The sequence below is a fragment of the Caballeronia sp. LZ035 genome, assembly GCF_031451175.1.
Classification (GTDB): domain Bacteria; phylum Pseudomonadota; class Gammaproteobacteria; order Burkholderiales; family Burkholderiaceae; genus Caballeronia.
Genome location: NZ_JARUXS010000001.1, coordinates 478,089 through 493,342 on the forward strand (window position 1 = coordinate 478,089; position 15,254 = coordinate 493,342).

The 15,254-nt window shown below is 65.1% G+C and carries 14 protein-coding genes; 7 read left to right on the top strand and 7 right to left on the bottom strand.

The features are described 5' to 3' along the window. Positions 1–79 precede the first annotated feature (79 nt). The 6 genes from metH to QCE88_RS02305 all read right to left on the bottom strand — a co-directional run bounded on the left by metH (position 80) and on the right by QCE88_RS02305 (position 7,690). Positions 80–2,824 carry a methionine synthase gene (metH, locus tag QCE88_RS02280; protein WP_309903331.1) on the bottom strand — a complete coding sequence of 915 codons (2,745 nt, stop codon included), beginning with the start codon at positions 2,822–2,824 and terminating at the stop codon, positions 80–82. 1 nt (position 2,825) lies between these two features. Next, the gene (locus QCE88_RS02285; RefSeq protein ID WP_309898828.1) at positions 2,826–3,884 is read right to left on the bottom strand and encodes a homocysteine S-methyltransferase family protein; all 1,059 of its coding nucleotides are present in this window, start codon (positions 3,882–3,884) and stop codon (positions 2,826–2,828) included. A 229-nt stretch (positions 3,885–4,113) separates the two neighbouring features. Beyond that, positions 4,114–4,371, bottom strand: a complete 258-nt coding sequence (locus tag QCE88_RS02290) for a DUF3567 domain-containing protein (protein WP_309830134.1) — start codon at positions 4,369–4,371, stop codon at positions 4,114–4,116. A 133-nt stretch (positions 4,372–4,504) separates the two neighbouring features. Continuing rightward, positions 4,505–5,293 carry an alpha/beta fold hydrolase gene (locus QCE88_RS02295; protein WP_309898830.1) on the bottom strand — a complete coding sequence of 263 codons (789 nt, stop codon included), beginning with the start codon at positions 5,291–5,293 and terminating at the stop codon, positions 4,505–4,507. A gap of 137 nt (positions 5,294–5,430) precedes the next feature. Beyond that, positions 5,431–6,738: a DUF3108 domain-containing protein gene (locus tag QCE88_RS02300; RefSeq protein WP_309898833.1), complete on the bottom strand. Its 1,308-nt coding sequence runs from the start codon at positions 6,736–6,738 to the stop codon at positions 5,431–5,433. A gap of 109 nt (positions 6,739–6,847) precedes the next feature. Continuing rightward, positions 6,848–7,690, bottom strand: coding sequence for an IclR family transcriptional regulator (locus tag QCE88_RS02305; protein ID WP_309898835.1), 843 nt, complete (start codon positions 7,688–7,690; stop codon positions 6,848–6,850). A 91-nt stretch (positions 7,691–7,781) separates the two neighbouring features. Between QCE88_RS02305 and QCE88_RS02310 the strand changes: the two genes are divergently transcribed. From QCE88_RS02310 to rfaE2, 7 genes are all read left to right on the top strand, one after another. Beyond that, the gene (locus QCE88_RS02310) at positions 7,782–8,768 is read left to right on the top strand and encodes a fumarylacetoacetate hydrolase family protein (protein ID WP_309898837.1); all 987 of its coding nucleotides are present in this window, start codon (positions 7,782–7,784) and stop codon (positions 8,766–8,768) included. Between the two features lie 111 nt (positions 8,769–8,879). Beyond that, the gene (locus QCE88_RS02315; protein ID WP_409018024.1) at positions 8,880–10,046 is read left to right on the top strand and encodes an ABC transporter substrate-binding protein; all 1,167 of its coding nucleotides are present in this window, start codon (positions 8,880–8,882) and stop codon (positions 10,044–10,046) included. A 19-nt stretch (positions 10,047–10,065) separates the two neighbouring features. Continuing rightward, positions 10,066–10,893, top strand: coding sequence for an enoyl-CoA hydratase/isomerase family protein (locus tag QCE88_RS02320; protein ID WP_309898839.1), 828 nt, complete (start codon positions 10,066–10,068; stop codon positions 10,891–10,893). Positions 10,894–10,939: 46 nt separating this feature from the next. Then, on the top strand, positions 10,940–11,692 hold the full coding sequence (locus tag QCE88_RS02325) for a PhaM family polyhydroxyalkanoate granule multifunctional regulatory protein (RefSeq protein ID WP_309898841.1): 753 nt from the start codon (positions 10,940–10,942) through the stop codon (positions 11,690–11,692). A gap of 376 nt (positions 11,693–12,068) precedes the next feature. Then, positions 12,069–13,001 (top strand): MerR family transcriptional regulator, encoded by a 933-nt coding sequence (locus QCE88_RS02330; RefSeq protein ID WP_309898843.1) that lies wholly within the window; start codon positions 12,069–12,071, stop codon positions 12,999–13,001. A gap of 463 nt (positions 13,002–13,464) precedes the next feature. Beyond that, positions 13,465–14,343, top strand: a complete 879-nt coding sequence (locus QCE88_RS02335) for a ferritin-like domain-containing protein (protein WP_309898844.1) — start codon at positions 13,465–13,467, stop codon at positions 14,341–14,343. A 162-nt stretch (positions 14,344–14,505) separates the two neighbouring features. Next, a complete protein-coding gene (gene rfaE2, locus QCE88_RS02340; protein WP_309898846.1) occupies positions 14,506–14,988 on the top strand; it encodes a D-glycero-beta-D-manno-heptose 1-phosphate adenylyltransferase in 483 nt (160 codons plus the stop codon). A 12-nt stretch (positions 14,989–15,000) separates the two neighbouring features. On the opposite strand, the gene QCE88_RS02345 is transcribed toward rfaE2, so the two are convergent. Continuing rightward, the gene (locus QCE88_RS02345) at positions 15,001–15,240 is read right to left on the bottom strand and encodes a hypothetical protein (RefSeq protein ID WP_309898848.1); all 240 of its coding nucleotides are present in this window, start codon (positions 15,238–15,240) and stop codon (positions 15,001–15,003) included. Between the last annotated feature and the right edge of the window lie 14 nt (positions 15,241–15,254).

A 15,254-nucleotide genomic window follows, 5' to 3' on the forward strand; every position in this document is an offset into this window, starting at 1 on the left:
TTTATAACGCCGCGCATATGGTTTTTTGCCACAGGCTGCGTGGAAGTCCGACTGGTCAGTTGCCCGGCCGGACGCTAGTTCAACGCTGCGGCGCGAGCGCCCGTTCGGCTTCGGTCAACGGCATGTTCATGCGCTGCGCATAGCTCGCCAGTTGATCGTCGCCAATCTTGCCCACCGAGAAATACGTGCTGTCCGGATGCGCCAGATAGAAGCCGGACACGCTGGCGGCGGGCGTCATCGCCAGCGATTCGGTCAGCTCCATGCCGATCTCCTCCGCCTGCAGCACGTCGAACATGTCGCGCTTGACGAGGTGATCCGGACACGCGGGATAGCCCGGCGCCGGCCGGATGCCGGCATATTTCTCTGCAATCAGCGCGTCGTTGTCGAGCGCCTCGTCCCGCGCATAGCCCCACAGCTCACGCCGCACGCGCGCGTGCAGCGCCTCGGCGAAGGCCTCGGCGAAGCGGTCGGCGAGCGCCTTGAGCATGATCGCGCTGTAGTCGTCGTGATCGGCCTCGAACTGTCGTTCCTTTTTGTCGACGCCCAGGCCCGCCGTCACCGCGAACAGGCCGATGTAGTCCTTCACGCCTGAATCCTTCGGCGCGATGAAATCGGCGAGCGAGCGGTTTGGACGCATCACGCCGTCCACCACCGGACGCACGCTCTGCTGGCGGAGGTTGCGCCAGGTCATCGCCACTTGCGTGCGGGATTCGTCGGTGTAGATCTCGATGTCGTCGTCGTTCACCGTGTTCGCGGGCAGCAGCGAAATCACGCCGTTCGCCGTCAGCCAGCGGCCCTGGATGAGGCGCGAGAGCATCGACTTGCCGTCGGAGAACACGCGCCGCGCCGACTCGCCGACGATCTCGTCGTTCAGGATCGCCGGATACGGACCGGCGAGGTCCCAGGTCTGGAAGAACGGACCCCAGTCGATATAGTTCGCCAGTTCAGCGAGGTCGTAATTGCGGATCACGCGGCGTCCGATGAAGCTCGGCTTCTTCGGCGTGGTCGCGCTCCAGTCGATCTTCGTGCGGTTGGCGCGCGCCTCGTCGTAGGTGACCATCGGCTGCGCTTTCTTGTTCGCGTGCTGCGTGCGGATGCGGTCGTAGTCGCTCTTGAGTTCGCCGAGATACTTCGCCGCGCCTTCGTCCGACAGCAGGCTCGACGCCACCGACACCGAGCGCGACGCGTCCGGCACGTACACCACGGGTCCTTCGTAATGCGGCGCGATCTTCACGGCGGTGTGCACGCGCGAGGTCGTTGCGCCGCCGATCAGAAGCGGCGTCTGCTTGCCGCGGAAATAGTCGTCGCGCTGCATTTCAGAGGCGACGTAGGCCATCTCTTCGAGACTCGGCGTGATCAGCCCCGACAGTCCGATGATGTCCGCGCCTTCTTCCTTGGCCTTCTGCAGGATGGTGGCGCACGGCACCATCACGCCCATGTTGACCACTTCGAAGTTGTTGCACTGGAGCACGACGGAGACGATGTTCTTGCCGATGTCGTGCACGTCGCCCTTCACGGTCGCAATGACGATCTTGCCCTTCGAGCGCACGTCCGCGCCGGCTTCGGCGAGCCGCTGCTTTTCTTCCTCGATGAACGGGATCAGATGCGCGACGGCCTGCTTCATCACGCGTGCCGACTTGACCACCTGCGGCAGGAACATCTTGCCCTGGCCGAACAGGTCGCCGACGACGTTCATGCCGTCCATCAGCGGGCCTTCGATCACGTTGATCGGGCGGCCGCCGGCGGCGTCGATCTTCTGCCGGACCTCTTCCGTATCCTCGACGATGAAGTTCGTGATGCCGTGTACCAGCGCGTGCGACAGCCGCGCCTCGACCGGCTGGTTGCGCCACTCGAGGTTCTCTTCCTTCTTCGCCGCGCCGGTCTTGAACTTGTCGGCGACTTCGAGCAGCCGGTCCGTGCCGTCATCGCGGCGGTTCAGCACCACGTCTTCGGTGCGCTCGCGCAGTTCGGCGTCGAGATCGGCATACACGCCCAGCTGGCCCGCATTGACGATGCCCATGTCCATGCCCGCCTGGATCGCGTGATACAGGAACACAGTATGGATCGCTTCGCGCACCGGATCGTTGCCGCGGAACGAGAACGACACGTTCGACACCCCGCCGCTTACCTTCGCATAGGGCAGGTTCTGCTTGATCCAGCGCGTCGCATTGATGAAGTCGACCGCGTAGTTGTTGTGCTCCTCGATGCCGGTCGCGATGGCAAAGATGTTCGGGTCGAAGATGATGTCTTCCGGCTCGAAGCCCGCTTCGTTCACCAGGATGTCGTACGAGCGCTTGCAGATCTCGGTCTTGCGCTGGAAGGTGTCGGCCTGGCCTTTCTCGTCAAAGGCCATCACGACCGACGCCGCGCCATAGCGGCGAATCAGCTTCGCGTGATGCAGGAACTGCTCCTTGCCTTCCTTGAGCGAGATGGAATTGACGATCGCCTTGCCCTGCACGCACTTGAGGCCCGCTTCGATCACTTCCCACTTCGACGAGTCGATCATGATCGGCACGCGCGCGATGTCCGGCTCCGACGCGATCAGATTCAGGAAGCGCACCATGGCGGCTTTCGAATCGAGCATCGCCTCGTCCATGTTGATGTCGATGACCTGTGCGCCGTTTTCCACCTGCTGGCGCGCGACGGCGAGCGCCTCGTCGAACTGGCCGTTCAGGATCATGCGCGCGAAAGCCTTCGAGCCGGTCACGTTGGTACGCTCGCCGACGTTGATGAAGAGCGAACCCTCGTTGACGTTGAACGGCTCGAGGCCGGAAAGACGCATCGTGTGATCGGTCATGGTGTGCGGGGTCGTGTGGGGTTCGATGTCAGGCTGCGTCGCGATACTGCGACGGGAACGCGCGCGGCTTCACGTCGGCGAGCGCCTTGGCGATCTCGGCAATGTGTTCCGGCGTCGTGCCGCAACAGCCGCCCGCGAGGTTCACGAGGCCGGCGGACGCGAACTCCTTCAGCAGGCCCGAGGTCACGTCCGGCGTTTCGTCGAAGCCCGTGTCGCTCATCGGGTTCGGCAGGCCGGCGTTCGGGTAGCAGGACACATAGGTGTCGCACAGCTTCGCCAGCTCGGCGATATACGGCCGCATCAGCGCCGCGCCGAGCGCGCAATTCAGGCCGAAGGTCAGCGGCTTCGCATGACGCAGCGAATTCCAGAAGGCCTCGACCGTCTGGCCGGACAGGATGCGGCCCGAAGCGTCGGTGACGGTGCCCGAGATCATGATGGGCAACAGCTCGCCGGTGTCGTCGAACAACTGGTCCAGCGCGAACAGCGCGGCCTTGGCGTTCAGCGTGTCGAAGATGGTTTCGACGAGGAACAGGTCGCAGCCCGCGTCGAGCAGCGCCTTTGCCTGCTCGTAGTACGCGTCACGCAGTTCGTCGAAGGTGACGTTGCGCGCGGCGGGATCGTTCACGTCCGGCGAAATGCTCGCGGTCTTGGGCGTCGGTCCGATCGCGCCCGCGACGAAGCGCGGCTTGTCCGGCGTCGAGTAGCGGTTGCAGGCTTCGCGCGCGAGCTTCGCCGATTCGAGATTCATCTCGGCGGCCAGCTTTTCCATGCCGTAGTCGGCTTGCGCGACGCTCGTTGCGCCGAAAGTGTTCGTCTCGATGATGTCCGCGCCCGCCGCCAGATACTGCTCGTGAATCTCGCGGATCACCTGCGGCTGCGTGAGCGACAGCAACTCGTTGTTGCCCTTGATGTCGCGTTCGTAGTCCTTGAAGCGCTCGCCGCGATAGGCGGCTTCGTCGAGCTTGTAGCGCTGGATCATGGTGCCCATCGCGCCGTCGAGAATCAGGATGCGCTTCTGCAGCAGGTCGGGCAGCACCGCGCCGCGTGTGTAGGCGCGCGCGGGTTTCGGAATGGCGTTCTGGGTCATGACGGACGAGGCCTGCACCAAATGGGAGAGCCTGACATTGTAGCGGTAGCCACGAGCGGTCGCTCCGGCGAACGGGCGCGGCCAGCGGCGCCAAACAAGGCAATGTCGGCAAAAAAAACCCCGCCGGTTGCATGGGCGGGGTCTTCGGGGAGGCGAGTGTCGCCGGAGCCGCATGACCGTGCGGCGGCGGGCGCGGACCGGCGGCATGCCGGCACGCGCGCATGGTGAATCAGTGAAGCACGACGGGCATGTTCATCAACATGTCGAACTGGCCAAGAAATTCGTCTACGTCCTCGAGCGACGGTTCTTCCTCGATCAGCTTTTGCACAGTCTCGCGAAACTTGGCGGCGAGCGCGCCGTCGATGAAGATCTCGCGCTGCGTGTTCTTGTCGACGATCTCGTAACCACCAGCGCGCATCGCGAGATGGTTGTCCTGCGGCGGAAACTCGACGACGCAATAGTTGGGGCTGTTGTAGATCATTTGCATGGCGACACTCCTTATTCCTTGATTGCTCCTGCAGCCTGAATCGTAAGTGGAGCGAGAGAGTGGGAATTCAAGGGGTGGCCCCGATGTGATGCCGTGGTATCGAGGCGTTCTTTTGCAGCAGCTACGGTAAGAATCACGCGGAATCGCGTAGGAAGTTTCCTAGAAGCGCGCTGAAACGTTGCGATTCCTCGACTGGCGTGAGGTGCGCGGCGTCGAGTGTTTCGAATTGCGCGTCCGGGATCGTGTCCGCGATCACTCTGGAAGCAGCAGGTGTCGTGCCAACATCACGCAAACCGGCAATGACCAGTGTTCGTTTCGCCACGGATGACAATCCCTCACGGGCGTCAAAGCCGCTGACCGCCTCCGCGGCCCGTGCGAAACCCTCGGCTGGCGTACGCGCAATGGTTTCCGCAATCGGCTCGACGACTTCAGGATGGGCCCGGCGAAACTCGGGCGTGAGCCAGCGCTCGAGCGTCGGTTCCACGATACTCGCGGTGCCGTTTTCGCGCACGGAGGCTGCCCGTTGTGCGAAGACCGGGCGCGCGTCATCGGGGATGAAGGCGGGCGCGCCGGCCACGGTCAGCGTCGCGACCTTGTCCGGGTGGCGGATGGCCAGCTTCTGCGCGACCATTCCGCCGATCGACAGCCCGACCACATGCGCCGTCGGCGCGCCGAGGCGGTCGAGCAGTTGGGCCAGGTCGTCGGCGAGATCGTCGATCGTGAAGCTGTCGGGCGAGGCGGTCGTTTCGCCGTGGCCGCGCAGGTCATAGCGCAACACGGTGAAATCATGGCGGAAGTATCCGGCCATCTGGTCCCAGACGGACAAGTCGCCCGCCAGTTGGTGAATGAAGACGATCCATGGGCCGCCTCCTTCGTTGTCGAGAACATAGCGGGTGTCGATGCGATTGATGGTCAACTGCATATCGGCTCCGTCAAGACTGCGGTTTGCGATGTTGTCGAATGACTGTGCTCTGCTGCGTTCAATGCCTGCGCGCGGCGTGGATGTCACGGCGTGTTACGGCCGCGAATCCCGGACGTTACGTCTGCGTTACGGTGCCGTTACGGCTTGGCCGTGTTCTGGACGTCCGGCGCGGATTCCTCTGACGCATCCGGCGTGCCCGCACCGGCGCCTTGATCCGGCGCGGCGGGTGCGGCGAGTGCGGCGGGTGCGGCGGGTGCGGCGGGTGCGGCGGGTGCGGCGGGTGCGGCGGGTGCGGCGGGTGCGGCGGGTGCGGCGGGTGCGGCGGGTGCGGCGGGCGTGTCGAGCTTGCCGGCCCACTGAAGTTCCAGCTGCATCCCGTTCGGCTCGGTTTGCAGAATCCGCACAGGCAGCCAGCCAATCGACGGCGCGAGCCAGATGTCGAGTTTGCGGCGGTCGCCTTCCTTGCGCGGCAGACGCGTGAAATGGCGCGCGCTCGTGAAACCGCCGCGAGTCTGCACGGTTTCGTCGCCGACGGTTTCGATCGACCAGATCTCGCTGCTGTCGTTGTCCGCGACGCTGAATTGCCGGGTCACGCCCGGCTTGTACCGGTCCGGCGCGCCGCGCACGAGACTCGACAATTGCATGACAACGCTGAAGCGGTCCTGCGCGCCGTCGGCGAGCGGCTGCGCCTGCGGGGTTTTCGTGTAGACGATCTGCTTCGTTTCGCGATTGAAGATGGCGATATCGGCGGCGCGGCGGCCGCGCTGCTCGGAGTACTGCTCCGGCGCGATGCCGAAGCCATCGAGATGGCCCTTGCTCGAGTACACATACGGGCCGACGAAAGGCAGCGGAATCGACACGACCATCTCGTAATGCGGGCCGTCGTGAGTCCAGTGGATCGTGCCGGTCTGATTCATCATGCCGTTCACGAGCGTGTCATAGCGCAGTTCGCCGCTTGGCGGAACGTTGAACGTGTCGCCCGAGGCTGCGGGTTGCGCGGTTGGCGCCGGCACGGGACTGGATGCGCCGGTAGCGGCGGCCGGCGCCGACGCGGCCACGCCTGATGAGGCTGCGGGCGCATCGGGTTGCGGCGTCGTCGCGCTCAGGATCGGCGCGGCAGGCGGTGCGGCAGGCGGCGCGGCGGGCGCGGGCTTCGGTGCAGCGGCGGCAGGCTTCGGAACTGGCTTGGGCTTGGGAGCTGGAGCAGGCGTCGGCGCGACCGGTTTCGGCGTGAGCAATTCGATCTGCACCGGCGGCGTCTCCGGCGACGGATTCTCCGGCTGCCGATTCCGCTCGAACCATCGCACCGCGCTCCAGTGCAGTCCCGCGACGATCAGTACGGCCAGCGCCCAGCGCCCCCAGCGGCGCGGCGCGGCGGACTCGGGGGCGGCATCGGACGGCTCGCCGGCGTTTGGGCGAGAGCGGCGGAACGGAAAGAATGGCATCGAGCGAAGGGTAAGGCGCGCGTAGCGCAGGCGACGCGACAAGGAACGCGAAAGGACTACGACACGCGCGACGGAACCGATGTTCCTCGGCACATTGCCGGTCGCGCGCTCAGCGTTCGCCTTCCTTGTACCCCAGTTCGTACGACAGACTGCGGGCGCAGTCGCGCAGCGCAGCGTCGATCTCGCCGTCCCAGCGCGTGTCGAAGGCGCCTTCGTGCCCCAGTGCGATGAGGCCCAGCGCAAGTTCGCCAGTGGCGTCGAAAACAGGCGTGCAGAATGCGTGGATGGTCGGCAGCAGCATGCCTTCGACCCGCGCCGCGCCATGCTCGCGCACCTCGGCCAGCAGCGGCTCGACATCGGCGAGGCGTTGCTTCGTCGCGGCGAGTTCGCGCTCGAGCATCGGCTGGGTCTTGCTGCGCGGCAGATAGGCGGCGAACAGCAGCCCCGTGGCGGACGACAGCAGCGGCATCACGTCGCCGAGCTTGAGCGACGCCTTCGCCGGATGGCTCGACTCCATCCAGTGCACGACCGTCGGCCCCTGATTGCCCCACACCGCGATGCCGACCGTCTGGTCCAGCCGGTCACGCAGTTCCGCGAGCGCAATGCGCGCGAGCCGCACGCCGTCCACGCGCGCGAGCCGCGCCAGACCCATTTGCAGCGCGAAGCCGCCGAGCTCATAGCGCCCCGACACCGGATCCTGCGACGCCACGCCCAGCCGCACGAAACTCACGAGATAGCGATGCGCCTTCGCCGGACTCATGCCGGCGCGCTGCGCGAGATCACGCAGCATCATGGCGCGGGGTTCGTTGGTGAGCACGTCGAGCAGACGGAAACCCACCTCGATCGACTGGATGCCGGAGCGCGTCTTCTCTTCGGCGATGTCGGCGTCGTTGGGGTCGTTGACGTCGAGTGTGTCGTCGTCGTCGGGCGCGGTGGAGCGGGTCGATGGCATGAATGAGAAATGCGGGGGAAAGCGCGGCCTTGGGGATTCACCATCGTAAAATACATTTCCCCTAACGTCATCCCACGTCACTTCCCGCTCTATGAAACTCGCCACGCTGAAGGACGGCACGCGCGACGGCCAGCTCGTCGTCGTTTCGCGCGATCTGCGCACGGCGGCCATCGCCGACGGAATCGTCTCGACGCTGCAGCGCGCGCTCGACGACTGGACCTTCTACGCGCCGCAACTGCTGGATCTGTACGAGGCGCTGAACCTCGGCCGCGCGCGCAACACTTTCCCGTTCGATCCCAAAGCCTGCATGGCGCCGCTGCCGCGCGCGTTCCAGTGGGCCGACGGCTCGTCGTACGTGAATCACGTCGAACTCGTGCGCCGCGCGCGCAACGCCGAGATGCCGGCCGAGTTCTGGACCGATCCGCTGATGTATCAGGGCGGCAGTGACGACTTCATCGGCCCGGCGGACGACATCGTCTGTGCGACGGAATCGTATGGCATCGACTTCGAGGCCGAAGTCGCGGTGGTCACCTCGGACGTCCACATGGCCGCGATGCCCGACGAAGCCTTGAAGAGCGTTCGCCTGCTGATGCTGGTGAACGACGTGTCGCTGCGCAATCTGATTCCCGCCGAACTCGCGAAGGGCTTCGGCTTCTTCCAGAGCAAGCCCGCGACCGCGTTCTCGCCGGTGGCCGTGACGCCCGACGAACTCGGCGATGCCTGGCGCGAAGGCCGCGTGCACCGGCCGATGACCGTGCACTGGAACGGCAAGAAAGTCGGCCACCCGGATTGCGGCACGGACATGGTGTTCCACTTCGGCCAACTGATCTCGCACGCCGCGAAGACGCGCAATCTGCGCGCGGGCGCGATCGTCGGCTCCGGCACGATCTCCAACAAGGACGCGACGCGCGGCTACTGCTGCATTGCCGAGAAGCGCTGCCTGGAGACCATCGAGCACGGCGCGCCGCAAACCGGCTTCATGAAGTTCGGCGACAGCGTGAAGATCGAGATGTTCGACGCGGATGGCAAGTCGATCTTCGGCGCCATCGATCAGGCGGTGGTGCAGCCGGAACACTGAAGAGCCGCGCGCTGCAACGGGTTTCGCCCGATGCGGGGCGCGCGAGCCGCGCCTTACACTTTGCCGGGCTGCTTTGCGCAGCGATCAGAACAAACAAAAAAGGAGACTCGCATGGCGGCAGGCAAGTGGAAGTTTCTGGTGAGCGCGGCGATGACGCTGGCCGCGACGGCAGCCTTCGCGCAGAGCGCGCAGCACGTGAAGATCGGCCTCGTGCTCTCCCTGACGGGACCGGCCGCGTCGCTCGGGATTCCGGCGCGCGACACCGTGGCGTTGCTGCCGAAGGAGATGGGCGGCCGGCCGGTCGACTACATCGTCCTCGACGACGCCTCGGACACCACGCAGGCCGTGCAGACCACCAAGAAGCTCATCAGCGAGGACCAGGTCGACGCGATCATTGGCTCGTCCATCACGCCGAACTCGCTCGCGATGATCGACGTCGTCGCGCAGGGACAGACGCCGATGATTTCGCTGGCGTCGTCGGCGAAGATCATCGAACCCGTCGACGACAAGCGGCGCTGGGTCTTCAAGACGCCGCAGACCGACGCGATGATGGCCTCCGCCATCGCCGAACATGCGAGCAATCACGGCGTGAAGACGCTGGCCTACATCGGCCAGGCGGACGCGCTCGGCGAGACCTTCTATGCCGAAGTCGCGAAGTTCGCCGAACTGCACAAGATCCGCGTGGTCGCGAACGAGCGCTTCAACCGCACCGACCCGAGCGTCACCGGACAGATCCTCAAGATCCTCGCGACGAAGCCGGACGCGGTGGTGGTCGGCGCCGCCGGCACGCCCGCCGCGCTGCCGCCGAAGACGCTGGCGCAGCGCGGCTACAAGGGGCTGATCTATCACAATCACGGCGTCGGCAACCGCGACTTCCTGCGCGTGTGCGGCGCGGACTGCAACGGCACCTTCCTGCCGACCAGCCCCGTGCTGGTCGCCGCGCAATTGCCGGACGATCATCCCGCGAAGCGCCTCGCGCTCGACTACATCAAACTGTACGAGGCGAAACAGGGCGCGGGCACGGTATCGGCGTTCGGCTCGTACACGTGGGACGCGGGCATGCTGCTGAATCGCGCGGTGCCCATCGCGATGAAAGCGGGCGCGCCCGGCACGCCGGCGTTCCGCAGCGCGCTGCGCGACGCGCTCGAAGGCACGAAGCAGTTCGCCGACACCAACGGGCAGGTCAACATGACGCCCAACGATCACATCGGCCTCGACCAGCGCGCACGCGTGATGGTCGAGATTCGCGACGGCAAGTGGCTCTACCAGCCGCGCTGACTCTTCATCTGACAGGATCATGAGCGACCTCTCCATGTACTCGGGCTATCGATCGCTCGAACTGCGCCGCCATCCGCACGGCGTGCTCGAAGTGGTGATGCCCGGCGCGGGCGCGAACAAGAGCGGCCTGTCCACCGCCGACGCCAACATGCATCGCGAACTCGCGGACATCTGGCGCGACATCGATCGCGATCCGGAGACGCGCGTCGCGCTGATCCGCGGCGAAGGCAAGGGCTTCTCGGCGGGCGGCGACCTCGGACTCGTCGAGGAGATGGCGAACGACTTCGACGTGCGCGCGCGCGTCTGGCGCGAGGCGCGCGATCTCGTGTACAACGTGATCAACTGCGGCAAGCCGATCGTCTCCGCGATGCACGGCCCGGCGGTCGGCGCGGGGCTGGTGGCGGGATTGCTGGCGGATATCTCGATCGCGGCGAAGTCGGCGCGCATCATCGACGGGCACACGCGCCTGGGCGTCGCGGCCGGCGATCACGCTGCAATCGTCTGGCCGCTGCTGTGCGGCATGGCGAAGGCCAAGTACTATCTGCTGCTGTGCGAGCCGGTGAGCGGCGAGGAAGCGGAGCGCATCGGGCTGGTGTCGCTCGCCGTGGACGAGAGCGAACTGATGCCGAAGGCGATCGAAGTGGCGAACCGGCTGGCGCAGGGCTCGCAGACCGCGATCCGCTGGACCAAGTACGCGCTCAACAACTGGCTGCGCTCGGCGGGCCCAACCTTCGATACGTCGCTTGCGCTTGAATTCATGGGCTTCGCCGGACCCGATGTGCACGAAGGCATGCGCTCGCTGCGCGAGCGGCGCGCGCCGGACTTTCCCGGCGGCGCGCCGTTCTGAGCCTGCGCGTTGAGTGCGAACACACACGCAATACAAGGAGAGTCGAATGACCGATCACCCTGGCGGAACGCCGCCCTACACGATTCCCGGTTTTCCCGGATTCGGTCAGGCGGACATGATGGGCAAGATGTGGGAACTGATGCGTCTGAATCCGTTTGCCGCCGCGATGCCGGGCGGCGGGCAGGGCGTGGGACCGTCTCTTTCGATGATGTCGGACATGCTCGCGCCCCTCACGAATATCGAGGAACTCGACAAGCGCGTGACCGACATGCGCGCTGTCGAGCAATGGCTGAAGCTCAATCTCAACATGTTGCAGTCGGCGATTCAGGCGCTTGAAGTGCAGCGCGCGACGCTTGCCACCCTGCGTGCGTTCGGCGCGTATGCGCAGACCTCGGTCGAGAGCGCACAGCAGGCGGCGGAGCAGTCGCGCAGTGCTGCCTCCGGCTGGCCGATGGGCGGGGTGTCCGCCGCGAAAGCCGAAGCGCGGACGCAGGAAGCGGCCGCACCCCAGGCTCCCGCCGATGAAGAAGAGGCCCAGGACAGGGAAACGGCTGCGCCGCCGCCTGGCTTTGATCCGTCGGGCTGGTGGAACGTCCTGCAATCGCAATTCAACCAGCTTGCGCATCTGGCGATGCTGCAGCCTGGGATGACGCCGCCGACCGGCGCGGCGGGCGCGGGCGAACCACCGGCAGCGGAGCCGGGCACGCAAGCGGCGGCCGACGCTGAACCCGCGTCTTCGGCCGCAGGGGCGAAAAAGGCGCCCGCGCGGAAAACGCCGCCCAGGAAGAAGCCCGCCTGAAATCCTGTGGTGGACAATTGATCCGATGAAACGGCGACGCAGCCTGCGTCGCCGTTTCAGCTTCCGGCGCTTCCGGATCGCCGGCAAGACCCGCCCGCCATTCATCCCGTCGAACAATTCGCGTTTCTCCACGCATCCGAACGCCTCGCTCCTCCGTATCGAAAACGGGCGGCAGGGCGCTTCGACGCACCCAATCGCTCAAATTCTGTCTATGATGAAAAGTAGACGGTGCTGAACTTTGTCCATGTTGTTGGTCGAAAAGGTAAGCCATTTCGACACGACCAGAGTTGTTTCATTAAATTTGTCCATGACAACTTCGCCACAACAAGAACTCATTTCGAAGCCGCTTCCGGATGGCGCCGGCCTTCCCGAGCCCATGCCACGGCCCGCTGCGACTGCCGCGGGCGTCGGTATCGGCATTGGCGCGATCGCGCAGGAGATTGGTCTGACCAAGGACACGCTGCGTGTCTGGGAGCGTCGCTACGGCTTTCCGCGGCCCATGCGTTCGCCGGGCGGCGAGCGGCTCTATCCGCAGGAGCAGGTCACCAAGCTGCGGCTCGTCAAGCGTCTGCTCGACGCGGGGCATCGTCCGAGCAAGGTGCTCGGCCAGTCGATCGATACGTTGCAGCACCTCGCCGAAAGCTCGGGCATCGGCCAGGATGCGCCGGACGTTGAACTCGATCATCTGATTTCGCTGCTGCGCGCCAGCAAATACGACGACTTTCGCTTTGGCCTGCTCAAGCGTGCCACGCGCGACGGCCTGGAACGTTTCGTACTGGATGTCGTGGCGCCGTTGTCCGCGCGCGTCGGCAATGCGTGGGCCGCCGGGACCTTGCAGGTGTTCCATGAACATCTGTTCAGCGAATCCATCCAGACCACGCTGCGCAATCTGATGCGTCCGCTGGCCGACGCCACGCGCGGGCGCGGCAGCCGTCCACGCGTGCTGCTCACGACGCTTTCAGGCGAAGGGCATGGCCTCGGCATCCTGATGGCCGAGGCGATGTTCGTGCTCTCCGAATGCGAGTGCGTCCAGCTGGGTTTGCAGACGCCGTTGCACGACATTGCGGCCGCGGTCACGGCGCACGACGTGGATATCGTCGCGCTGTCGTTCACGGCGGTGATGCCGGCGCAGTCCGTTGTCAATGGCCTGAACGACTTGCGCAAGCTGTTGCCGCCGCAGGTGCGCATCTGGGCGGGCGGCAGCAGTCCCGCGCTGCGCCGCAAGATTCACGACGACGTGCAACACGTGGCCGGGCTTACGCCGATCGACGAAGTGGTCGCCGAATGGCGTGAGTCGGCCATGCTATGATCAATGACGCTCGTTCAGGCGAGCGTTTGCACGCGATGCAGGCCCGGCACCGGGCGGACTGACAGGTCCGCGGAGTGTGGGCCAGCACGATTCAAGCGAGTGCAGGCGTATCCAGTCAGCGTCACGTGAACTGTCACATGGATACGCCATACTGCGTCGCCGGCACGTTGGCGGCAGGCTCAGCGCCACTTGACCATACCTCAGGCACAGGTTTCGCTCCTCACCCACGGTAGAACAAGACGTACGACACGGGACATCTGCACGGGGAAGTGCAGTGTTTCAGGCGGGACGCGACGCGTTGCCGCAGCGCAGATCGAGGCGCTTCGTTGTCGCTTTTTGTCTTCGGCCGACCGAATCCCGCGTAAAATTGAAAGCTTCGTCGTTCGCGGGCCTGGATTTCGGCAAGCGAGAACCGACGGTCATTACAGATATAACGTCGCATAAGTCGCATCAAGGGTGGACTATGAACACCATGCTTTATCCGGAATTGTATAAATCGCTGGAATCCGTCCGTTGGGACATGGAGAAGGACATTCCATGGGACCGGTTCGATGCGTCCCTGCTGACCGACGAGCAGGCCAAGACCATCAAGATGAACGCGATCACCGAATGGTCCGCGCTTCCCGCAACCGAGATGTTCCTGCGCGACAACCACAATGACAGCGACTTTTCCGCGTTCATGAGTGTGTGGTTCTTCGAGGAACAGAAGCATTCGCTGGTGCTGATGGAATATCTGCGCCGCTTCAAGCCCGAATTCGTGCCGAGCGAAGAAGAATTGCACGCCGTGCGCTTCGAGTTCGATCCCGCGCCGCCGCTGGAGACGCTGATGCTCCATTTCTGCGGCGAAATTCGCCTCAACCACTGGTATCGCCGCGCGGCCGAATGGCATACCGAGCCGGTCATCAAGCATATTTACGAAACCATCTCGCGCGACGAAGCGCGGCATGGCGGCGCGTATCTGCGCTACATGAAGAAGGCGCTCACGAACGCGGGCGACACGGCGCGCGCCGCGTTTGCGAAGATCGGCGTGCTGATGGCGTCGGCGCGTCGCACCGAAAAGCCGCTGCACCCCACGAACCTGCACGTCAATCAGGCGCTGTTTCCGCGCGATACCGTGCAATCCCGCCTGCCCGATCCGGAATGGCTCGAACGCTGGCTGGACGACCAGATCCGCTTCGACGACAGCTGGGAGCGCAAGGTCGTCGAACGCATCCTGCACAATCTGTCCATTCTGTTCGAGCGTTCGTTCGCGACGGCGCAGGAATTGAATCGCTATCGCAAGGAAGTGGTGCAGCGACTGCAGGCCGGAACGGCTGGCGGAGCGGCTGAACAGCCTGCCTGATTGATCAGTTACGCGCGCATCGCGCAGTGATTCGGAAACGGCCCGCCGGCACATGTCGGCGGGCCGTTTGCTTATGTGTCGCGCACCTGGATCGCCACGTCATCCGCCCTGGAGCGGCCGTGGCACAATGCGCGCTTTCAGAAACCCGCAACGAGTCCCGTCATGTCCGCCATCTTTGAACGCAAGATCATCACGCGCGACGCGCTCGCCGCGCTGCGCCCAGGGTTGACCGGTCCCGTCGTGTTCACCAACGGCGTGTTCGACATCCTGCATCGCGGTCATGTGACCTATCTCGCCGATGCCAAGGCGCTCGGTGCAACGCTCATCGTCGGGGTGAACAGCGATGCGTCGGTGCGCACGCTCGGCAAGGGCGACGATCGTCCGATCAATCACGAGGACGACCGCATGGCCTTGCTCGCCGCGCTGGAAAGCGTGGACTGGGTCGTGAAGTTCGGTGAATCGACGCCGCTCGAATTGATCGGCGCGCTGCGCCCGGATGTGCTCGTGAAAGGCGGCGACTACGACATGGACAAGCTCGCCGAAGCGGCACTCGTGCGCGGCTGGGGCGGCAAGGCGCTTGCCATCGAGTTCGAACACGACCGCTCGACCACCGCGCTGCTCAGGAAGGTGCGCGCGCAGTCCTGACGCGCCCCCGCGTCATTGTCCAAGCGGTGTGGACTGCACATTGGCCGCCGGCGCCGGACCGCCCACGCGCGGCTGGTCGAACGCTTCTTCCGGATGGATCGGGCGCGTGTTCAGCGCCTCGGGATGCACCTGCTGCAACAGGTGATGCGGCTCGCGCGCGCCCGCGGCAGGCAGCGGCCCGACCATGCCGCGCGCCACCGCGAACATCAGCAAGTTGGCGAGTATCAGTAAGGCGATCAGCCAGCGCAGCATTCGTGGGCTCCGTC